Consider the following 21,083-nt stretch of genomic DNA (forward strand, 5'->3'; position numbering starts at 1 on the left):
TCTCTATCTGCACTCTTTTCGACACTATTTTTGGCACTATTTTCGGTTTACACGTCTTTAATCGCAGGCGTAGGCCGCACCAGTATTTCGTTAACGTCTACATGTGCCGGCTGGGCCACAGCGTACATAACTGCGTTGGCAATGTCGTCTGGCTGCAGCGCGTTGTCTGGCTGCTGATCAAAGAAGGGTGTGTCTACCATGCCCGGCTCGATCAGGGTTACTCGAATGCCGGAGCCCCGCAGTTCTTCGCGAGCGCCATAGCCAATGGCCGACACTGCCCACTTGGTGGCGCTGTACATAGATCCCGGAATGGTTACCCGTCCGGCGGCAGAGCCCGTCAATAACAGGTGCCCACGGCTCTCCCTCAACGCTGGCAGGCAATGCTGCACAGTCAGGCCAACGCCGTAGATGTTGGTCAGAATCATGTCTTTCCAGACTTCCGCATCTGCACCACTGAAGCCGCCGGGCTCACCCCCGCGGCCGGCGTTGGCGAATACGGCATCGATGCGACCAAAACTGGCCAGCGCTTTTTTCACCATTTCACGCTGATCTGTGTCGCTTTGCACGTCGCAGCGCACCGTTAATACCTGCTCTTTGCCGCCCAGTTCCTGTTGTAACTTGTGCAATTTAGCTTCCGAACGAGCCGCCAGTACCAGGCGATAGCCCTGTTTCGCCGCTGCCCGTGCGGTAGCCGCCCCAATACCTGAAGATGCGCCTGTAATCAGCATTACGGGTTGATCGCTCATGATTTGCTCCACCGTGGTCAATGAATGTTGATAATCAGTACTTACCTTAGGCCGCCGGCTCACAGTTTCAACCGCGAGCGGTCTTGAATCTGGCAACCAACGCGTGCTTATGCAATGCTTAAAAGCGAAACTGCAAGTGGCTGGTGAGGCGTTTTTATGATGTGGGTTCTGTATTTACTGATCTTTATCGGGCTGTTTTTGCTGGTTTTTTTAACCGTGTCGTTCGTGCTGCTCCGGCCAGAAGACTATTCGACGTTTGATAGTCATGAGTTCAAATCGCGCACCGCACTGCCTAGCATCGCCAACAAAGAGGTGATCGAGCGCGTACGCAATATGGGGCGACAGCTGCATGGCGTTAGGGGGCGTGCGCGAATTCTTGCCATGCGCCAGTATATGGACGGCATCAGCGATGACCTGCAAATGGTGTCTACCGTGACTGCGACCGACCAGCCCCGGGGTGAGTGGGTGGTAGCTCCCGGCGCCGATACCCGTCGGCGTATCCTGTACATTCATGGCGGCGCCTGGATGGCCGGCAGCCCGCGCAGCCATCGCAGCATGACCGACCAACTGTCGCAAATTGGCAAGGCTGCGGTGTTTGCGGTGGACTATCGGCTGATGCCGGAATATCGCTATATGGCCGGCGTGGAAGACTGCCGCAAGGCCTATGAGTGGCTGTTGGACAACGGCCCGGAGGGCAAGCAGGAGGCTCAGATTATGGTGATTGCGGGTGACTCGGCCGGTGGCAGCCATACCTTGGCTCTGATTGCCTGGCTGCGCGACCAGAAGCTGCGCCAGGCCGATGCGGCGATTGCGCTGTCGCCGTCCACTGACATGACCATGACCGCTCCCAGCAATCGAAGCAATATCGCCACCGACCCCATGCTAGGCCCAATGTTTGGTGGCCTGCAAAAAGTGCCGCTGTCGGTTTTGTGGTGGTTCAGTACAGCAACGTTCCGTATGCGACCGGCCAGCCCCGTGGCATCGCCGCTTCGCGGGCCGCTGCATGACCTACCCCCCACTCTGATTCAGGCCAGTGACTGCGAAATGCTGATTGATAACGCCAGGCGCTACGCTGCCAAGGCGCAAGCAGAGGGCTCGCCGGTGGAACTGCATATCTGGCAGGGAATGGTGCACGTGTGGCAGATTTTTGGCCCAATGCTGCCGGAAGCAGACGAAGCTTTTGACGATATGGCGGAGTTTCTGAGAGTTCACACCGGCGCGGAAGAACAGGATCACACGAGCTAAACTTGAATCTTTCCCCGCAACGCTTTAGTACGGCCCTTTTGCACTTTACCGTCGGTGCGCTTACGCTTAGCGGATTTGCTGGGTTTTGTAGCGCGACGAGCTTTTTGCGGTTTTACCGCTTGCAGGATCAACGCTTTAAGCCGCTGCATGGCGTCGTTTTTGTTTAGCTCCAGTGTACGATGGCTTTGTGCTTTGAGCACCAGTACACCGTCTTTGCTGATGCGCTGATCGTTCAACGCCATCAGGCGCTCTTTATAAAACAGTGGCAACGACGAGTTCCAGATGTCAAAGCGCAGGTGCACCGCAGAGGAGACCTTATTGACATTCTGCCCACCGGCACCCTGAGCGCGGATCTGGGTGATTTCGATTTCCCAGTCCGCAAGTTCAACAGCATTGGATAATTTAAGCATGACTTACTTTACCACGCCAGATGGAGCCCTAGTCCGAAGCATGAACAAATATGCGCGCTTCTACCGGCAGGTTTGCCAGCTTGCGATGCAGCCGGAATCTAAGGCGGTTAATATCGTCCGACCAATTATCCGGCAGAGCCACTTCTACCATCAGTGATGGGCCAACTTTGATGGTGCTGGCACAGTCCGGATGCAAGCCAACATCCCGCATGGCCTCAGATACACAGCTTTGCAATTCTTCAGACGGCGCAGACAAAAGCAGTTCACGCACAGCTACCGCGGTCATTTTCACCGGAACTACCAAAAAGTAACCGGAAATAAGCACCATCATCATCGGGTCGGCGTACTTGGCCAGGTGACTCCAGGCACCGGTTTCTAGCAAAGCGGCCGCTAAAAAACCAATCAGAACGGCCCCACTCAACCCCATATCCATCAGCCACTGCTTCTTTTCCGCCAGCAGCAAACCGGACTGGCTGCGGCCCGTAGCCCAATGCAAATAGACCCACACCAGCGCACAACCCATTACGCTGATGCCTGAGAAAATCAGAGCCATACCAGCGTCAACCACCTGACCACCGCTGAACAAAGCGGCAATGGCAGAAAGCAGCGAAATGACACACACCAAGGCGATCGTCAGGCCTTTTACCGCAATCACCAGAGGCTCCAAAGCACCACGACCCAAGGGGAACGCATCGCAGGCAGGCTTGCGCATCAGGCGCGCCGCATAAACCGACAACAGCGACAACATCAAACTCACCAACGAGTAGGCACCATCAAACAGAATAACCAAAGAATCGACCCACAAGCCCCAGGTAATCCCTAGAATCGCAAACAGGGCAGCACCTATCGACGATAAAATCAGCGCCAGGTTTTCCCGCGCCAGAAAAGCAGCCATAAAGACCTCCAGTAACTGGCTACTGATATTAATGATAGATACACTGAGACGCGAGTCGGTGGCCGACGGTTTATCCGTCGCTAATAAGGGTAAATACGCAATTTAAAGCACTTTCTTAGGCATTCCTAAAATACTTTTCCAAGGAACCTCTAGCGTGAAAACGTCGCAAATACAGATTTTTCTGACGATTGTGCGCTTTGGCACCGTTGCCGCGGCTGCTCGCGAGCTCGGCCGCAGCCGCACCACCGTCAGCACGGCATTGGCAGCGCTGGAAGACGAGTTGGGTGCGCAGCTGTTCGAACGCAGTGGTAACCAACTTCAGTTGACCGCTGTGGGCCACTCCATCGTGACCGACTGCCAGCGCTTTGATCAGGTAGCAGGCCAAATCATGGCGCGCTGCGAGCACCACCTCAGCGGTGCTGAAACCGCTCTCCGTATCGGCCGTGATGATTCCCTGCCCGAGTCAGCATGGCGCAGAATTTTGCAGCGCCTGAAACAACGCTTCCCCCATACCAGTATTGCGGTGTATCTGGCCTCACCCCGGGAATTGCCGGCGCTGGTGGAAAACCAGTCGGTGGATGTGTGTTACGGCTTGATGCCCGAACCCACCACCGAAGGCTATGAATGGCGGCGCGAGTTGGCAGATGTGCGCATGTTGACGGTGGCCGCGAGTAGCCACCCGTTGTGCGAGCTGGAACGGGTAACTCAAGACGACCTGGTGATGCACACCGAAATCACCTTGGCTTCTATACGCGATATGCGCCTGGAGCCGGAATCCCCGGAAACCGCCAATTATCTGGCGTTTACCCAGTACGAACTGATACGGGACTCGGTGATTGACGGCGCAGGCTGGGCCGATTTACCACTGCCACTGATTCGCGAGGCGCTGGCCAACGGCGAGCTGACCACCATCCACCACCGCAGTGCAAAATGGTGGAAGGTGTTCAGCTCGCTGGAATCCGAGTATGCCCAAGGTGGCGCCGTGGTGGGCTGGCTGGGCAATGAACTAGAAACTTATCTGGCCGATGTGGCCAGCTAGTCCTGCCTTGGCTAAGGGTGTTACCTCTGAGCCCGCGAACCGGCCAGAGCAGAGGCGTTAATCCGTCTTGCGGCGAACATAAAGCACCTTGTGCACGCGGGCAACCAGCTGGCCTTGTTCGTCATGCACCTCGACGTCCCAAGTAGGCAGCATTTTCTCGCCATCGGCGGTGGCTGCTCGAATGTCATCGAGGCGTTCGTCCGTCAGCTCAAAGTGCGCCACAACGTTGCCTTTGCCAGGGCGGATGAACTCGATGTGGGCAGATTTGTCCCACACAATGTAGCCGTTGCCCAAGCGTCGCATCAGCAGCAGCATATACATCGGGTCCAACATACTATAAAGCGAGCCGCCAAAATGAGTGCCAACGTAATTGGTGTTGTACCAGCGCTGGCGCATTTCCACCGTGGCAGAGCCAAAGTCGTCGGCGATATGGGTCACCCGGATGCCCGCACCCAAATAGGGTGAGTAGGCGGACATGATTCGGCGCAAAGCGCCTGCGCTGGCAAACAAGCGGCGAATAGTTTTATTCATGAACTGGCTCGAAGTGCTGTATTTAACGCTGCTTTGATCACGGTTGATTCTCGCGCAGCTCATTGAGACCTAAGAATACGCGTTAAAGAGCGCTACAGACTGCCATTAAGAGCCAATTGCAACGCTATCGCCGCCATCATTAAACCAATCAAGCCGTCAATAACCCGCCAGGCCAGTGGCCGCGACAACACGGGAGCCAGAGCTGCACCGCCCCACGCCAGCAGGCTAAACCACACCACCGAAGCGGTGCTGGCGCCGATTACAAACGCCACGGCACTGTTCTGCTGGGCACCAATCGCCGGCACCAGCAACAATGTATCGAGGTAAACCTGAGGGTTCAGCAGAGTGACCGCCAGCGAGGTCAGTACAACCTTGCGCAAACTGCCTCGAGTGGCCGCTCCAACTTTTAACACAGCACGGCCTCTCCAGACACGCACGGCCGCCTGAAGCGCCAGCCAGCCCAAAAAAATGACGCCTAGCCAGCGCAAAAACTCCAACGCCTGGGGCACGGCTATCAGCGCCGCGCTCACGCCGAACATGCCCAGAGTGAACAGACTGGCATCGCACACTGCGCAAATAGCCGCCACCGGCCAATGGTGCTCCCGGCGAATGGCTTGGCTCAGCAGGTAGGCATTTTGCGCGCCAATGGCAATAATCAAACCGCCACACACCAGTAAGCCGGTTAAGTAACTTTCAAGCACACGCAGATTCCTTAAAAAAGCTTGGCTTTTTAGACGCTGCGCAGAATATCGGCTTTACACCACAATCGCCATTAATGGTCCATATCAGAGTGGTTCATCTTGGAATGGTCCACTCCGCCATCGTCTTCGTCTTCACCACTGTTATCCAGCGATCTGACATCCAGCACGGCGTTCTGCGCCGGAATGCGTTCAAAATTTAGCGTAACAGGAATTTTCTGCCCGACCTTTAACGGCTGTTTCAAACCTTCCAGCATCAGGTGATAGCTGAGGGGCTTGAACTCCACGCTCTGACCAGAGTCTATGCTCAAGCCATCCGGCAACGATTTCATATGCATCATACCGTTGTCTGCGACGGTTTTATGAATAGAAACGTCTGTGGCAACCTCGCTGGTGGCACCGGTGAGGCGCACCGCTGCGTCAGTGTGGTTGTGAATGACCATGTAGCCAACCCCAACCGCTGCGCCCGGTGGCGTTGGCCGGCTCCAACCGTGCTCCACCATGACACCGCTAACAGTCGGCTTGGGAGCGGCGTCGGCGGCAGCCATCAGCGGAATGCAACTAGCGAGCGCGGCAACAACAGCGACCGTACTAACATGACGGGCAAAACGACGAATCAAGGAAGAAGGTTCCATAAAAAGCTCCTACAAGGTCAAAATTAAGAGTCAGCATAGCCTGCCACAAACAGCCACAGAAACGCTGCGACCAATTGTCGCTGGGCCAAATCAGGCAGACAAAACACGATTAGTGGGGGGACTTCGGCCCAACAGCAAGAGCGGCCGGACGGCCAAAATAGTAGCCCTGAAACAATTTACAACCCATTGCCATTAACGCCAGGTATTGGCCTTCGGTTTCTACGCCTTCGGCAACAAGCTCAAGCTGATGACTGCGGGCAATGCTGATAATGCTGGCGACCATGTTTTGAACTTTATGATCATCCAATAAGCCGTCAATGAAGCTCTTGTCAATTTTCAGCTCGTCAAGCGGCAGAGTTCTCAGCAAGCTTAACGACGAGTAACCGGTACCAAAATCGTCCATCGATACCCGCACACCCTGTTTACGCAATTCGTTAAGCACGGCCAGTACATCGTCAAAATTGGAAATAAACAGACTCTCGGTCATTTCCAACACCAACTGCTTGGGCGACAGCCCATATCGCGATAGCAAAGACAAAACATCATTGGCAAAACCCGGCTGCAAAAATTGCAATACCGATATGTTCACCGCCAGTTGCCACATTTTACCTTGGGCACCCAAAAACTCGGAAAACTCGCGAATGCTGGTTTCCATCACAAACTTGCCCAACGCTGGCATCAAGCCGCTGGACTCAGCAACTCCGACAAATTCATCGGGGCCGACCTGGCCGAGTTCGTCGTCGTACCAGCGCACCAGCGCTTCGTATCCATAAACAACTTTGACGTCATCAACCTGCGGCTGAAACACCATCGTCAGCTGCCCGAGGCTCAACGCTTGGCGCAAGCGTTGTTCAATCTGCACTCGGCGGATGTAGGCCTGTTCGAGTTCTTCCCGATACAGACACCAGTCATTGAGGCTCTTCTTGGCCTGATACAAGGCCAAGTGCGCGCTGCGTAAAAGTGTGTTCACCGAATCACCATCGCGGGGGTACACCGCAACACCGATGCTGGCGCCCAGCTGCAAGGGAAACTGCTCCAGTTCCAGCGGTTTGTCCAACTGGTGGCTAAGCTGACGCGCGTGACTCTCGAGCGCCTGAAAATTCACAGCTTTAATCAGTAACACAAACTCATCGGCGCCCAACCGAGCCACTACGTCCTTTTCGTCGACTACGCTGAGCAGCCTGCGTGCAAATGCGCAGAGCACCTGGTCACCGTATTCTTGCCCAAAACGGTCATTAACGCCGCGAAAATGGTCGATATTGATGACAGCCACCATAAAGCTTTGTTTACGCCGCAGCAGGCTGTTGATGCTAGCGCTTAGCCCTGAACGATTGCCTACGCCTGTCAGTTCGTCGTGTCGCGACAGGTACATCAGCTCTTTGAGGCGCTTGGCTTCGGCGACCGCAATAATACGAAAAATGATAAACAAAGCCAGAAAACCGCCTAGAAAAATGCTGACGTATAACAACGCGGTTTTAAAAAACCTTATCCACAACGGGCGCATCAGGGTTTCAGACATAACCCACATTTGGAACCGATTGTTGAATTGGACAGCCCCCAGATAATTTTGCTGATCACGAAGAATGCGATAGGTATGAGGTGTGTCTGATAGCTGTATGTCTGCCGTGGGCAGATTCTTCCAATGCGGATTCTGGTCTGTAAGCGTTTCGGCCTGGTAACGGAGCTTGGAATATTGCTCCGGCCCCATGCCCTGCTCTGAAATAAACTGCACATAGCCGTCTGACGCTCGCGCCAACATAACCCGATCGTAAGCGCCGCTGTGTAAGGAATTGCTCAGGACACCGGCGTTGCCGTCAATACGGAGACCCGCCGTCATTACCGCAACCACCTCGCCCTCGGGATTGCGCAGCGCTTTGCGCACCGGAATTGTCCACTTATTGATCGCGCCCAGAAAATACGTGCGCCCCAAAACCATGGTGTCGGTTACCAAGGCTTCTTGAAAACTGTCTCGCGAAGTTTTGGCTCGCAACAGGTTTGGCAACAAACCCAGGTCCAGATTCGAACTCACCAGCACCAGCTGCCCGTCTGAACGGGCCATCCCCAAACCAATAGCCACAGGGTTTTCCTGCAGGATACGGTCTAGTTCAGCTGAATGTTGAGGCGTCTGTGGCAGAGCCCCAGAACGCAGGATTTCGCGACCAACAACCGTCAGCAATAGCTCTTGAGTACGCAAAACGCTGTCCATAGACTGCGCCACCAGTGCCACCCGCGCGCTGTGGACTGAATTGCGCTCGGCAACAATCGATTGCCAGAACGACAACAAAAGCAGGACAAGAATCACACTTCCCGCTGCCAGCGTCAGCAGAAAGAGCGTCCATAAATTGCGTTTTAATAATGCCAAAGAAAAAGTTTCCGCTGGGATTGCAGGTTTTGCCGTTTCTTCACAATGATCATTTGGGGTTAGCCATCTGCGAACGTTCCTTCAATTTTGTCCGCATCTTAACAGCTAAATCCCGAATTTTCACAATCTGGAGCACATACTCAGCATCAGACTTTTTTTACGAACTCCGACTTCAGTTTCATCGGTCCAATACCGTCTATTTTGCAGTCAATATCGTGATCACCACCAACTAACCTTATACTTTTAACCTTTGTGCCCACTTTCACCACCAGCGAAGAACCCTTCACTTTAAGGTCTTTAATGACCGTTACGCTATCGCCGTCTTGCAGTTCATTGCCGTTGGCATCACGGATCATTTTCTCTGATTCTGCGGCGGCAGCCTCGGTTTCGCTCCACTCGTGGCCGCACTCCGGACACACTAACTGAGCGCCGTCTTCGTAGGTAAATTCAGAGGTGCATTGAGGGCAAGGCGGCAACTGTGACATGGCAGGTTTCCTCGGTGATTAAATAGGGTGCGCATTATAGCAGAATCACCCCCGACCCAGTCACACCGAGCAGCACTTGTCCTGAGTGTTAACGTGATAGATCACTTTTATAAAGGAACTTGACCGGTCAGAGCCAGCGTGGCCAGCAAAAGGCAGATAAACAAACTCGCAATTCCGGCAATTTTCAGCCCACCCATCAATTCCTGTTCCGGTGTCATAGCACTTCCTTAATTCCAGATGTATCCCAATTAAGCATTGGCCAACATTAAACTGCCTTATGGTGGCTCCCCCGTACGTGCGCACTCACAAAAAAAAGTGAAACGCAACACAAGCAATTTAATGCGAATCATTATTATTTGCAATCAATTTATTATTAAACCGCTCGCCAGATTGCCTATACAACTCAGTGGGGATCGTTCGTGCGCTCCGTCTTATCGAACTGTGGTAGCGAATCGGTGATCTGAAACCAGTCTGCCTGCGCTGCCACATATACGTGTTGGGCCGCGACTTTACCCAAAGGTTTTTCCAGCGCGCCTACCCGCAGCCGCAAAATGGCGGGAATGGCGTCTACCCTGCTATACAGCTGGGAGCCGCAACGGCCACAAAAGCCGCGGTATTTGCCCGGGCTGGAAGCGTATTCTTTTAGCTGGTCTGCGCCGATTAACCACTGCATGTGAATTGCCTGTGCCGGCGCGCTGGCAGAAAACGCACTACCATGCGCCCGCTGACACTGTTTGCAGTGGCACAAGACCACCGGGCCCAAGGGGCCATCATACTGAAACTGGATGTCACCGCAGAGACACCGACCGCTGTACGCCATCGTTAATTTCCTCCCAACAGTAGATAGGTCGTAACCGCACCAAGAACGCTGAATGTGAGCGTCAAAGAGTTGTTCATTCAATGTCCTTTTATAGAAAAAATAACAAGCTAGGAAGAATATTTAATAGTTTGCCGAGCCTTGTGAATGGTACCTGCAGAGAAAATAAGCTACTGTTTAATGTGTCGAAAGTTTAATCAACACGCAACACCGCCCTGCCACTTCGGATTCTATTATGCCCTGCTCGTTTCCCACTGTGAACGCGTTTACTACCCTGCCGGCTAAGGCTCGCCGCCTAGGCGGGTTGGCGTTAGCTGCACTGCTGGCATGGCCGGGGACCCCGGCACTGGCCACAGACACGAATGGCCAAAGCGCAATGGCGCAGGCAGGCGCATGGAACGGCACCATGCGGGCCTATGCCAGCAAGTCGCTGAATAGCGACAGCGCCCTGAGCATGGCCGCGCTGCCTATGAACGGGCCGGGCGTAGAGCAGTTTATTAATGCCGACACCCTGATGAGCCCGGGCTCCATCATGAAAGTCCTGACCACTTATGCCGCCTTGGAGATACTTGGGCCCAACTACACTTGGGACACAGATTTTCTCACCAACGGTGACATGTCCGATAGCACGCTTAATGGCAATCTTTATGTGCGCTTCGGCGGTGATCCAAAACTGACCTTCGAACGCTTATGGTCAACGCTCAGAGAACTGCGGGACATGGGCATAACAAGAGTCAATGGCGACCTGATTCTAGACGGCAGCTATTTCCAGATTGACGGCGGTTTTCCACCTTTCCACGATAACGGCAGCAACCCCCACGCCCCGTTTCTGGTGGAACCCTCTGCATACCTGACGAACCTCAACCTGAGCCAGCTGGAGGTTCGTTCAGACGAACGCGGCACCCGCTCATGGAGTACACCGAACCTGGCTGAGGTGGTGATCGACAACCAGGTCATTGCCTCAGCCAAAGGCCCTTGCCCGGGCCGCGGTTCATTCATCTGGACACCGGTTTTTCACAGCGACCAAAGCGTGACGGTGTCCGTTAAAGGCACATTACCCATGGGCTGTCGGACCACACGTTACTTGTCTCTGCAATCCCATGAGCGCTACAGCGCATCAATGATCCGCTCGCTACTGGCAGAAATGGGTGTAGAAATCAGCGGCGTCAACCGATTGGGCAGTACGCCAGAGAACGCGAAACTGGTTATGCGCACCACATCGCCAGACCTGGTAACCATGGTGCGCGACATCAATAAATGGAGCAGTAACGTGATGGCGCGCCAGCTGTTACTCGGTATTGGCGCAGAAAAACGCACAGCTGCAGACAACGATGACCGGGTAACGGGTATTCGTGCCATTTACAGCTGGCTGGAAGATAAAGGTATTAACACCACCGGTATGGTGATCGATAACGGGGCCGGTTTGACCCGACATGGCCGCATCAGCGCACGCCAAGGCGTGGATATTCTGAGAAATGCCTGGAATAGCCGCTATTCAGCGGACTTGATGGCCTCAATGCCATTGATTGCAATGGATGGCACCATGGCCCGCAGACTGCGGGACACAGGTATGAAGGGCGAAGGCAGGATCAAAACCGGTTACCTGGAAAATGTGCGTTCCATTGCCGGGTTTACTCGTGATCAGAACAACACCACCTGGGCCGTGGTAGGCATGGTCAATCACAACCCTGCCTGGAACGGCCAAGCGGTGCTCGACCGCATTTTGTATTCACTGCATTACAAACCGCCAGTGCCGACGACCCTGTCACAATCTGCAGGCCAGAGCGAAAACCGCATTCGGCAGTAATGAGCAACCGGTTTGATGTCCCGTCTGACTAATTCCCAAGCCTACTACCTCGCACTTATCGGCCAAACGGCTTTTCAGGTTTTTGACCGGTAATCCGGCGCAGGGTGAACTCGGTCAGCTTGCCCGCAATGGGAGCAATAAACGTTACCAGCGGAAAAGCCACAGCCCAAGCCACAAGAAACGCACGCAACCAGCGGAATACGAACTGCGCATCCAGCCCGGTGTTCATAAAGGTAATTACTCCGGACATCAGTAATGACATCATGCAAGACATATAAAAACCAAAAATGAGCTGGCGCACGTGGGCAGAATTAAGGCAGAACATGAACATTCCTGTAACGTCTAAAAGCAGGCAACTGTCGTAAATTGGCTCAACGCTATCGCGTGTTCCAATGCCCTACGCATAGTAATGAGTAAGCAATCTTTTAGGTAGCATTTAATGTTTGCACCCATCCGACCACAACGCATGACACCCGCCACTTTATTACGTTTGACGATCACAATAGTGCTGGTACTGGCAATTGCCGGCTGTAGCTCTGCCAAGCTGGCTTATCGTTACGCGGACTGGGGCACGGTGTGGTGGATGGAAAACTATGTATCACTCACCGGCGCTCAACAGCAGGCCCTTGAACAGGGCGTTCGCGATTTTCGCCAATGGCATTGCAGCCGGGAGCTGCCCCGTTACGAACGCTGGTTAAGCACCATTATAGCCGATGCCAATTCAGCTCTACTGACGAATTCAGCGCGTATGGAGTTCCATCAGGAGCAACTGTTAGCCTTGCTGCCAGCAATCACTGAGAGAGCTACGCCCATGGTAGTGGCCTTCCTCAAAACATTGAGTGACGAGCAGGTTCAGGAATTAGCGGCCAATATGGCCGACCGCCAGCAAGAGCTGGAGCAGGACTTGCTGAAGCGCTCCCCGGAAGCCACTGCCTCGGCTCGTGCTGAGCGTACCGCGGAGCGTCTTGAATCATGGCTAGGCGACTTCAGTGATGACCAATATTTTCGCATTCAGCGCTGGTCTGCGGCCCAGGCCGGCCAAACCGATATCTGGCTAGAGGGTCGAGAGCGCTGGCAGCAAGTGTTTCTGGAAGCCCTGCAACAGCGACAGCAAGCAGAATTCGCCAGCGTTATCTCCGATTTATTGCAAAACCCCGAACAAGCCCGTGGACTGGCTTACCAACAGACCATGGCACAAAGCAAAAATGCTATGGCCAATCTGTTAAGCGACCTATTGGCAATGGGTGGCGAACCTGCCTTGGAACAAGTCAAAGTCAAAGCCGCCGAACTGAAAAGCGACGTTGACGTACTTACCTGCCCACTGTCTACAGTCTGAGGCAGTGCCATTTGCGCCATTTCAAATGGTCAAATAGCCACCGTCAGCGTTCACACAAGCACCGGTGGTGTAACTGGATGCGGCCGATACCAAATACAGCACTGTGCCCGCCATTTCGTCCGGGCTGGCTACCCGCTTCATAGGTATGTGCGCCATCGCCTGTTTTTTGATCGCTTCGTTGCTGGTCAGCGCGCTGGCAAATTTTGTATCCGTCAGCCCCGGTAAAAGTGCGTTCACCCGAATGTTCATGGGCCCCAATTCCATGGCGAAAGATTTGGTCATGGAAATAACTGCGGCCTTGGTAATGGAATAAATACCCTGAAAGTGCCCGGGGTTAACGCCATTTACCGACGCCACATTCACAATGGCTCCGCCACCGTGTTTTTTCATTAGCTGTGCACCCTTGGCGCACATAAAAAAGTAACCGCGAATATTCACATCCACGGTTTTATTGAAGGCGGCCATATCGGTATCTTCTACCGGCCCAAAATAGGGGTTGGTAGCAGCGTTGTTCACCAGAATGTCCAGCTTGCCGTGCTTTTGTGCGATGTGTTCCCAAACCGCGTCAATCTGGCCCATCTCGCCAATATGGCAGGCAAAGGCCTCAGCGCTGCCACCAGCGCTGCGAATACTGCTGGCCACCGCCTCGCAGCCGTCCAGTTTGCGACTGCTGACAATCACGTGGGCGCCTTGGGCGGCTAATGTGCGAGCAATACTCTCGCCAATACCGCGGCTGGCACCGGTGATTAACGCGATTTTCCCATTCAAATCAAACAGATTTGTGCTCATGGATTCCCCTGTTTTTAGCGAAGTTTTTAGCGAAGTTTTTGGCGAAATTGTTAGCGAAAAGTTACCAGAGCGGGGTCTTCCGCCTCTAGGTGGCTGTAGTTGTTGAAAACCGCCAAACTGCGCCGACTGTCGCCATGGCGCTCGCGGCTGCTATAAAGCACTCGAGTAACGCTGGTGTTGGCGATCATGCTGTTCAGGTCCAGAGTGCGCTCATCGCTCAGATCAAGCAGCGCTTGGACGTTCACTGCGATGGGGCCACCTGAGGTCACAACCAACAGATCTTTACCGGCAGCGCGGCTGACTGCTTCGTCTAACGCCGCCAAAACCCGTGTCTTGAACCCAGGCCAGCTCTCCGCGTATTCGTGATCAAAGCCGCCACTGGCCCAGCGCTGCACCGCCGCGAAAAATTCCATTTGAAACGTTTTGGCTGGCGCGATGGACGCAGCCAGATCCCGCGCCATTACGCTGTGGTCCTGCCACTGGGGCCGATGGCGGTGAATCAGCGCCACATGGTCAAACTCATCAAAACCGGACGCTACCTGCATAGCTGGCAAGCCGTCACCAAAACCGCGAGCCATAGCCTCCACGGTTTCTCGATGACGCCGCAGCGTACCGCCAAAAACCGCAAGCGGCTTTGCGGCTGTCGCTTGCGAAAACTTCAGCGCACGTCCCAGCACCCGCCCCTGCTGCCAGCCGATTTGCGAAAGGCGATCGTAATCCTCAGCGCCAAAGCTGGCCTGGCCGTGGCGCACCAGATAGATCGTTGCCATTATAGGCCGCTCTTTGAAATCAGCTTTTCACAGCGCATTTGTAAATAATTGGCGGCCTGACCAAACATCGCAAAGCGTTTGTCTGCAGTCTGGCCATGGTAATAGCGGGTGTAAATCTGCTGAACAATCACCGCCAGACGAAACAGACCGTAAACCTCGTAAAAATCAAAGTTATCGATCTGTCGCCCTGATTGTTGAGCGTAGTAAGTGACGACCTCGTCGCGAGTCAGCATGCCCGGCTGATGAGTTGGCTGACGCCGCAACATCTTGAAGGGTGCCTCGTCGTCCGCCTGTACCCAATAAGCCAGACTGTTGCCCAAATCCATCAACGGATCGCCAATGGTCGCCATTTCCCAATCCAGCACCCCAATCACCTCAAGCGGGTTATCTGGATTCAGCACCACGTTGTCAAAACGGTAATCGTTGTGAATAACCACTTGGGCGACATCGTCTGGCATCTTATCATTCAGCCATTGCATTACCGTGGCAAAATCGCCTACGTCGTCGGTTCGGGCTTTTACAAAGCGGTCGCTCCAACCGCGAATCTGACGCTGCACATAGCCATCACCTTTGCCCAAATGATTCAGGCCCGCAGCTTCGGCATCGACCTTGTGCAGCTCAACCAGCTTATCGATCACGTTGGTGCAGAGTGTGCGAACGTCTTCTGCTGGCATGGCCAGATCCGCCGGGAAATCCTGGCGCAGAATGACGCCTTCAAGGCGCTGCATCACGTAAAAATCGCAGCCCAGAACGCTGTGATCATCGCAGGTGGCAACAATCTCTGGCACATAACCGTAAACTGGCTTGAGCGTCGCCATCACGCGGGCTTCGCGCAGCATGTCGTGGGCTGAACGGGCAATTTTGCCAAACGGCGGCCGGCGGAGGACAAACGAATGCGAGCCATAATCCACCTGATAGGTCAGATTTGAAGCGCCACCGGGATACTGGCGAATCACCGGCTTGCCCTGCAGATCAGCCACCGCCTGCTTCATAAAGCGATCGACCGTTGAGGCGTCCAGCTCCTCGCCATCGCGCACCGCTACCGCCTGATCAATCTGACTCATTACATCCACTCCCGTTTTACAAAATTCGACCGTGCCATACCTTCAGGATTTGGGCTTCGCGCCCACCTTTTTAATCCAGCTCTTACTGCCCTGATGCATCAGCCAGTCAAAAGCCCAGGGGGCGTGGCGTTTGAGCACCCACATACGACGCTCCTTGGTATGGGGCAGAACCCAGAAAGTGTTGCTCTGAACCGCCCGAAAAATGTCATCGGCCACATCTTCCGCCGAAATCGTAGAGCGTTTCATCAACTTGGCGACATTACCCTGAACACCTGGAATCACCGAACGCATACCTTCGGTCAGATTGGTCTGGAAAAACGCCGGGCATACGCAACTGACCTGAATACCGCTCTCGCGCAGCTCTTGGCTCATAGTTTCCGACAGAGCAATGACACCGGCCTTGGACACATTGTAACTGTTCATCATCGGCGCCAGCATCAGGCCTGCCATAGACGCAATATTCACAAATGTACCCGCGCCCTGCTGTTTGAACATCGGTGTAAACGCCTTACAACCGCGCACCACGCCCAACACGTTGATATCCAGAATCCACTCCCAATCCGCCATCGGCGTGTCTTCAATAGACCCGGCCGACGCCACACCGGCGTTATTCACCACAATATCCACCCCGCCCCAACGCGCGACCAGATCATCCCGAACCCGCTCCAGATCCTTCAGCCGGCGAACATCACAATCCACATAATAGCTCTCACCACCCGCCTTGCTGATTTCCTGCTCTACCAAAGCGCCCTGCTGCGGATTCACATCGCCAATGCAAACCTTCGCGCCCTCACGGGCATAGCGCAGCGCAATCGCCCGCCCCAAACCACTGGCTCCGCCGGTAATAAATACTCTTGTTGTCATAGTTATGTCCTGATGTTTGAAAAACAGTTGATACTAAAACCGGCTAAAACTCTGCGGAGCCATAAGTGGCGGAGCCCAAACCGCGCTGGAAGCCTTGAGGCGTGTTTCATCCGCACCTACGGCCAGTCGCCAACCTCCGTTTTTAGTGCTTTGGGCGCAAAACGCCTATGCCAAATAAAAACCTATTTGTACTTACGCAATTCAAGCCGAGCCACCGTAGCTCTGTGCACCTCATCTGGCCCATCCGCCAAACGCAACACCCGCGCATAGGCAAACAATGCCGTCAGCGGAAAGTCATCATCACTCACACCAGCCCCACCGTGAATCTGAATAGCGTCATCCACAATTGTCTGCAGCATCTGCGGCACCACCGCCTTGATCATCGACACCTCCTGCAATGCTCCAGCAATGCCCTTGGTATCCAAGGCCCAGGCGCACTTCAACGTCAACAAACGCGCTTGCTCGATAGCCATACGCGCGTTGGCAATCTTGTCCACATTGCCCCCCAATTTAGCCAAAGGGCGACCGAACGCCTCACGCGATAACGCACGCTTGACCAACAGCTCAAGCGCCCGCTCAGCCGCGCCAATGGCGCGCATGCAGTGGTGCACCCGCCCCGGCCCCAAACGGCCCTGGGCAACCTCAAAGCCGCGACCAGGCCCGGCAATAAACGCCGAAACCGGCAGCCGCACGTTATCAAACGCCACCACGCCATGGCCGTAAGGCTCATCGTAGGCACCAAATACCGGCAACATGCGCTCAATGCTAACACCCGGCGCGTTCATCGGTACCAACACCATCGAATGGCGACGGTGCTTGGCCGCATCGGTATCGGTTACACCCATAAAAATGGCGACCTTGCAGTCCGGATGGCCCACACCTGTGCTCCACCACTTGCGCCCGTTCAGAACCACCTCATCGCCGTCCACCGTGGCGGTAGCCGCCATAGTCGTCGCGTCTGACGAGGCCACGTCGGGTTCGGTCATACAAAAGGCCGAACGAACTTCACCACTAAGCAAACGCGGCAGCCATTCTGCTTTCTGCTGATCTGAACCGTAATGGATCAGCACCTCCATGTTGCCGGTGTCTGGCGCGTTGCAGTTGAAGATTTCCGGCGCAATAAAGCTGCGACCGGTCTCCTCGGCAATCAGCGCGTAGTCGGAATTCAGCAGGCCACAACCGTAGGTGTCATCGGGAAAAAACAGATTCCACAGGCCCTGCTCCTGAGCTTTGGCCTTCAGTTCGCGAATAACGGGCAGCACCACCCAACGGTTATCCAGTGCCGCCAATTCCCGGTGGTACTGTGCCTCTACCGGATAAATCTCGTCGGCCATGAAGCGTTTTACCCGCTCCAGGTAATCCTGTCCCTTGGCTGAAATTGAAAAATCCATTGCTTTACCTCCTACGCTGACTGAGCGCTACTGACACTCGCGGTTTGCGACTGGTTTCAGTGTAGGCACAGGCAAAGTATTACGCGACTGAATTATTCTTATCCTTTACCATTAGTAAAATTGATATCACTGCGCATCTCGGGGATGAAAAACATGGCGGCAAACCGGCCAGACCTAAATCTGCTTCAGGTTTTTGACACTATTTATCGCGAAGGCAGCCTGACTCGCGCCGCCAAGACCCTGCACTTGACCCAGCCTGCGCTCAGCCACTCGCTGGCGCGGTTGCGGACTTGGTTTAATGACCCACTGTTCAGCCGCCAGGGCAATCGCATGGTACCTACGCCGCTGGCCACCCGATTTATAGACTCCATGCGGCCAGGGCTGAACCAAATACACAGCGCCGTCGCTCAGTTCCATAGCTTTGACCCGACACATCAGCGTAAGACGTTTTCGCTGGCTCTGCGCGACATTTTGGAATCGACATTTTTGCCCCACCTGATGACGCAGCTGGCGCCCTATCCAGATCTGGACATTGTTAGCCAAAGAGTGGCGCGCCGGGACATGGAAAGCCAACTGGCGGCGGGAAAACTGGATTTTGCGATTGACGTGCTGCTGCCGGTGAGCGAACACACCGGCCACCAATGGTTGCACCAAGACCCACTTGTGGTTCTGGCGCGCAAAGACCATCCATGGGTGACTATGGTGCCGAACGAAGCCAGTGGCGAGTTATTGGCTGAGCGCTATTTGGAAGCGTACCTGCAAGCACAGCACGTACTGGTGTCGTCACGGGCCACAGGTTCGGGAGTAGAGGATTTCGAGTTATCAAGATTGGGACTGCAGCGGGATATACGTTTGCGCTGTCAGCACTATTTTGCAGCCTGCCGAGTGGTCGCCAGCACCGAGCTGTTGCTGACCATGCCGGCTTCTTACGCGCGGCTACTGGCCAGCCATCATGACCTTGCCGTTATGCCAACGCCGGCTCCGTTTCCGCCGGTGAATGTTCATTTATACTGGCACAAAGCCTATGAGCAAGAACCCGCACTGGTGTGGTTCCGCCAAAAACTGATACGTGACCCGCTTCAATAGGCGCCCACCAGTCCCAGAAATCCGAAGAAGCCGGCTGCGGTAATGCCCAATGAGGCAACCACAATCGCGAATCCCCACCAAATTGCCTTACCTGGGTCAACGTTCAGATTATACCCGCGCAGGGCCCGGTAAAATGCCCAGGGTCCCAATACAAAAGCGCCCGCAATGGCAAACACCAGGCCCACACTGATACCCAAAAATGTCCAGGTGGCCAGGTTAGTGGCGCGTTCCTGCAACTGTTCGGTAACACCCTGACGCTGCAAAAAAATTCGGCAAAATAGCCAAACCAGAGCGAACAAAATGGCGACAAAAACCGCGCCACCTATAGCGGTCAAAATTCGATAAAACACAAGCACCTGCCTTATAAGGGAGAAATAAAAAAATACGGGTTCGACCAAATTAATCTTCTGGAAAAAAAAGATTCCGGCAATTCTTCAAAGCCTGGTCTGGCGAACAGGTAACCCTGAAACAGGCTGATGCCCCTTTGCCGAAGCCAGCGATATTCTTCCATGGTTTTCACACCTTCGGCTATCACCCGGCAACCGGGTCGATCCGACATGACCAGAGTACCGTTAACTACTGCTTGTTGGTTATTATTACGCTCAATACCACGCAACAGAGTCATATCCAGCTTAATCAGGCTGGCAAACTGCGTTGGGCATGAAATTGATGCTTAACAGCGCTTGCAGCTTCAGGCGTGCCGCCAACTTTACTGCTTTGACCTTGCACCTCTGGTCAAACGAGTATCTGTTGCGTTAGTTTACGCGGTTCAAAATAGTACGAGCGCCCTCGCCTTGGGTGCCACGCACCTACACTCACTATAGTCGTCACCTGCTGAACCGTAAATAACTCATCGAATTAGCCGGTGGCATTGGCTGCCATCACAGCTACACTCATCACAACTGCGCTACCGTAGTGCATTTTTTGTTTACCGGCCAAGGAGTTTGAATGTCTGCTACAACCAACATCGCTATCACACCCGGCGACGGTATTGGCCCGGAAGTGGTCAATCAAGCTGTTAATTGCCTCGCATTATTGCGTCAGCGCTTCAAACTGGATCTGGACTGGCACCCATTCCCCTGGCCCTCACACCGTTGGCACCAGCAACACGGCGAATCCATGCCTGCTGACGCTCTAGAACAACTAGGCGCCTTTGATGCCATTTTGCTGGGCGCTCTGGGCGACCCTGGCCCGGTGACCGATCACAATCGTTATCTGTTGTCTGATAGCGTGTCGCTGGCGCCGTTACTGCAGATCCGTAAAGGCTTTGACCAGTGGGTTTGCGAGCGCCCCGCGCGCTTGCTGCCCGGTGCTCGCCAGTATCTGGCGGACGATCGCGCCCGCGACATCGACATGCTGGTCATTCGGGAAAACTCAGAGGGAGAATACGTCAGTCAGGGCGGACGCCTGCGCCAGGGTACGCCCCATGAAGTGGCTACCCAGATTGAAGTATTTACCCATTTTGCCAGCGAGCGCATCATTCGTTACGGCTTCGAACAAGCCCGTGCGCGAGCCATTCGGCGCCAGCAACACCATCAGACACGCCAATTTCAGACATTGGATGGTCGCGTCTGCGACAGCCAGGTTTGCCTGGTGACCAAACGCAACGCCTTGCGTTACTGGGGTGACCTTTATACCGAAGTGTTTGAACGCATGAGCCTGGAATACCCAGATGTAGCAACCCACCATGAGTTGGTGGATGCCGCCTGCATGAAGTTCGTACAAAGCCCGTGGGCGTTCGATGTCGTGGTAGCCAGTAATCTGCAAGGCGACATTTTAACCGATCTGGCCGCGGTGCTGTCCGGCGGCATGGGGGTAGCACCATCCTGCAACCTGAATCCCACGGACCCGACCATGCCGTCAATGTTCGAGCCGACTCACGGCAGCGCGCCGGATATTGCCGGCCAGGGCCTTGCGGACCCCACAGCGATGTTATTTACCACTGCGCGCATGCTGGACTGGTTAGCCCATAAAGATCCCATCATGGCCGCGGCAGGCCTTGCTCTGTTTGAGGCTACCGCCGCAGACTTGGCACAGCATGGCGGCAAACGACGATCAACCGCTGAAATCGGCGCAGCCGTTTGTGCACGGTTAAAGGCCTGACATCAACGTA

At 54.5% G+C, this 21,083-nt stretch carries 23 protein-coding genes; 6 read left to right on the forward strand and 17 right to left on the reverse strand.

The genetic code is table 11. The features are described 5' to 3' along the window. Nucleotides 1-47: 47 nt before the first annotated feature. A complete protein-coding gene (locus tag ABA45_RS12295) occupies nucleotides 48-746 on the reverse strand; it encodes an SDR family oxidoreductase (RefSeq protein ID WP_014871893.1) in 699 nt (232 codons plus the stop codon). A gap of 159 nt (nucleotides 747-905) precedes the next feature. On the opposite strand from ABA45_RS12295, the gene ABA45_RS12300 reads away from it, so the two are divergent. Beyond that, nucleotides 906-1,991 (forward strand): alpha/beta hydrolase, encoded by a 1,086-nt coding sequence (locus tag ABA45_RS12300; protein ID WP_406564664.1) that lies wholly within the window; start codon nucleotides 906-908, stop codon nucleotides 1,989-1,991. Here the strand turns inward: ABA45_RS12300 and arfB are convergent. Together arfB and ABA45_RS12310 are read right to left on the reverse strand one after the other, a co-directional pair. Then, complete coding sequence (arfB, locus tag ABA45_RS12305; protein ID WP_048386523.1) at nucleotides 1,988-2,401, reverse strand: alternative ribosome rescue aminoacyl-tRNA hydrolase ArfB; 414 nt, start codon at nucleotides 2,399-2,401, stop codon at nucleotides 1,988-1,990. The genes ABA45_RS12300 and arfB overlap by 4 nt on opposite strands. Nucleotides 2,402-2,429: 28 nt before the next feature. Beyond that, a complete protein-coding gene (locus ABA45_RS12310; protein ID WP_048386525.1) occupies nucleotides 2,430-3,296 on the reverse strand; it encodes a cation transporter in 867 nt (288 codons plus the stop codon). A gap of 154 nt (nucleotides 3,297-3,450) precedes the next feature. On the opposite strand from ABA45_RS12310, the gene ABA45_RS12315 reads away from it, so the two are divergent. Beyond that, a complete protein-coding gene (locus tag ABA45_RS12315; RefSeq protein WP_048386526.1) occupies nucleotides 3,451-4,335 on the forward strand; it encodes a LysR family transcriptional regulator in 885 nt (294 codons plus the stop codon). A gap of 57 nt (nucleotides 4,336-4,392) precedes the next feature. Here ABA45_RS12315 and ABA45_RS12320 read toward each other — a convergent pair whose 3' ends face one another. From ABA45_RS12320 to ABA45_RS12345, 6 genes are all read right to left on the reverse strand, one after another. Continuing rightward, nucleotides 4,393-4,866, reverse strand: coding sequence for a DUF4442 domain-containing protein (locus ABA45_RS12320; RefSeq protein WP_048386527.1), 474 nt, complete (start codon nucleotides 4,864-4,866; stop codon nucleotides 4,393-4,395). Nucleotides 4,867-4,958: 92 nt separating this feature from the next. Then, nucleotides 4,959-5,567: a LysE/ArgO family amino acid transporter gene (locus ABA45_RS12325; protein ID WP_048386529.1), complete on the reverse strand. Its 609-nt coding sequence runs from the start codon at nucleotides 5,565-5,567 to the stop codon at nucleotides 4,959-4,961. 71 nt (nucleotides 5,568-5,638) lie between these two features. Continuing rightward, complete coding sequence (locus ABA45_RS12330) at nucleotides 5,639-6,199, reverse strand: copper chaperone PCu(A)C (RefSeq protein WP_048386531.1); 561 nt, start codon at nucleotides 6,197-6,199, stop codon at nucleotides 5,639-5,641. Between the two features lie 109 nt (nucleotides 6,200-6,308). Further along, the gene (locus ABA45_RS12335) at nucleotides 6,309-8,561 is read right to left on the reverse strand and encodes a putative bifunctional diguanylate cyclase/phosphodiesterase (RefSeq protein WP_048386533.1); all 2,253 of its coding nucleotides are present in this window, start codon (nucleotides 8,559-8,561) and stop codon (nucleotides 6,309-6,311) included. 146 nt (nucleotides 8,562-8,707) lie between these two features. Then, nucleotides 8,708-9,046 carry a zinc ribbon domain-containing protein YjdM gene (locus ABA45_RS12340; RefSeq protein WP_048386534.1) on the reverse strand — a complete coding sequence of 113 codons (339 nt, stop codon included), beginning with the start codon at nucleotides 9,044-9,046 and terminating at the stop codon, nucleotides 8,708-8,710. 403 nt (nucleotides 9,047-9,449) lie between these two features. Next, nucleotides 9,450-9,866 (reverse strand): GFA family protein, encoded by a 417-nt coding sequence (locus ABA45_RS12345; protein WP_048386536.1) that lies wholly within the window; start codon nucleotides 9,864-9,866, stop codon nucleotides 9,450-9,452. 232 nt (nucleotides 9,867-10,098) lie between these two features. Here ABA45_RS12345 and dacB point away from each other — a divergent pair, with 232 nt between their 5' ends. Beyond that, a complete protein-coding gene (gene dacB / locus ABA45_RS12350) occupies nucleotides 10,099-11,670 on the forward strand; it encodes a D-alanyl-D-alanine carboxypeptidase/D-alanyl-D-alanine endopeptidase (protein ID WP_084708340.1) in 1,572 nt (523 codons plus the stop codon). Between the two features lie 55 nt (nucleotides 11,671-11,725). On the opposite strand, the gene ABA45_RS12355 is transcribed toward dacB, so the two are convergent. Then, nucleotides 11,726-11,995 (reverse strand): DUF2798 domain-containing protein, encoded by a 270-nt coding sequence (locus tag ABA45_RS12355; protein ID WP_048386539.1) that lies wholly within the window; start codon nucleotides 11,993-11,995, stop codon nucleotides 11,726-11,728. 114 nt (nucleotides 11,996-12,109) lie between these two features. On the opposite strand from ABA45_RS12355, the gene ABA45_RS12360 reads away from it, so the two are divergent. After that, nucleotides 12,110-13,006 carry a DUF6279 family lipoprotein gene (locus ABA45_RS12360; protein WP_048386541.1) on the forward strand — a complete coding sequence of 299 codons (897 nt, stop codon included), beginning with the start codon at nucleotides 12,110-12,112 and terminating at the stop codon, nucleotides 13,004-13,006. Between the two features lie 21 nt (nucleotides 13,007-13,027). Here ABA45_RS12360 and ABA45_RS12365 read toward each other — a convergent pair whose 3' ends face one another. The 5 genes from ABA45_RS12365 to ABA45_RS12385 all read right to left on the reverse strand — a co-directional run bounded on the left by ABA45_RS12365 (nucleotide 13,028) and on the right by ABA45_RS12385 (nucleotide 17,884). Then, a complete protein-coding gene (locus ABA45_RS12365; RefSeq protein WP_048386543.1) occupies nucleotides 13,028-13,795 on the reverse strand; it encodes an SDR family oxidoreductase in 768 nt (255 codons plus the stop codon). A gap of 50 nt (nucleotides 13,796-13,845) precedes the next feature. Continuing rightward, a complete protein-coding gene (locus tag ABA45_RS12370) occupies nucleotides 13,846-14,565 on the reverse strand; it encodes a histidine phosphatase family protein (RefSeq protein ID WP_048386545.1) in 720 nt (239 codons plus the stop codon). Continuing rightward, on the reverse strand, nucleotides 14,565-15,629 hold the full coding sequence (locus ABA45_RS12375; protein WP_048386547.1) for a phosphotransferase family protein: 1,065 nt from the start codon (nucleotides 15,627-15,629) through the stop codon (nucleotides 14,565-14,567). The genes ABA45_RS12370 and ABA45_RS12375 overlap by 1 nt, the downstream gene beginning before the upstream one ends. Nucleotides 15,630-15,671: 42 nt before the next feature. After that, nucleotides 15,672-16,493 carry an SDR family oxidoreductase gene (locus ABA45_RS12380; RefSeq protein WP_048386552.1) on the reverse strand — a complete coding sequence of 274 codons (822 nt, stop codon included), beginning with the start codon at nucleotides 16,491-16,493 and terminating at the stop codon, nucleotides 15,672-15,674. A 182-nt stretch (nucleotides 16,494-16,675) separates the two neighbouring features. Beyond that, the gene (locus ABA45_RS12385; RefSeq protein WP_048386554.1) at nucleotides 16,676-17,884 is read right to left on the reverse strand and encodes an acyl-CoA dehydrogenase family protein; all 1,209 of its coding nucleotides are present in this window, start codon (nucleotides 17,882-17,884) and stop codon (nucleotides 16,676-16,678) included. A 153-nt stretch (nucleotides 17,885-18,037) separates the two neighbouring features. On the opposite strand from ABA45_RS12385, the gene ABA45_RS12390 reads away from it, so the two are divergent. Further along, nucleotides 18,038-18,970 carry a LysR family transcriptional regulator gene (locus ABA45_RS12390; protein ID WP_048389041.1) on the forward strand — a complete coding sequence of 311 codons (933 nt, stop codon included), beginning with the start codon at nucleotides 18,038-18,040 and terminating at the stop codon, nucleotides 18,968-18,970. Here ABA45_RS12390 and ABA45_RS12395 read toward each other — a convergent pair. Then, entirely contained in the window at nucleotides 18,964-19,320 is a 357-nt protein-coding gene (locus ABA45_RS12395) for a hypothetical protein (RefSeq protein WP_014871913.1), read from the reverse strand. The genes ABA45_RS12390 and ABA45_RS12395 overlap by 7 nt on opposite strands. A gap of 11 nt (nucleotides 19,321-19,331) precedes the next feature. Continuing rightward, complete coding sequence (locus tag ABA45_RS19425; protein ID WP_053076184.1) at nucleotides 19,332-19,595, reverse strand: EAL domain-containing protein; 264 nt, start codon at nucleotides 19,593-19,595, stop codon at nucleotides 19,332-19,334. Between the two features lie 323 nt (nucleotides 19,596-19,918). Between ABA45_RS19425 and ABA45_RS12405 the strand changes: the two genes are divergently transcribed. After that, nucleotides 19,919-21,073 (forward strand): isocitrate/isopropylmalate dehydrogenase family protein, encoded by a 1,155-nt coding sequence (locus ABA45_RS12405; protein ID WP_048386557.1) that lies wholly within the window; start codon nucleotides 19,919-19,921, stop codon nucleotides 21,071-21,073. Nucleotides 21,074-21,083 lie beyond the last annotated feature (10 nt).

Origin of the sequence: Marinobacter psychrophilus (assembly GCF_001043175.1) — a bacterium.
In the GTDB taxonomy this organism is placed as follows: Bacteria; Pseudomonadota; Gammaproteobacteria; order Pseudomonadales; family Oleiphilaceae; genus Marinobacter; species Marinobacter psychrophilus.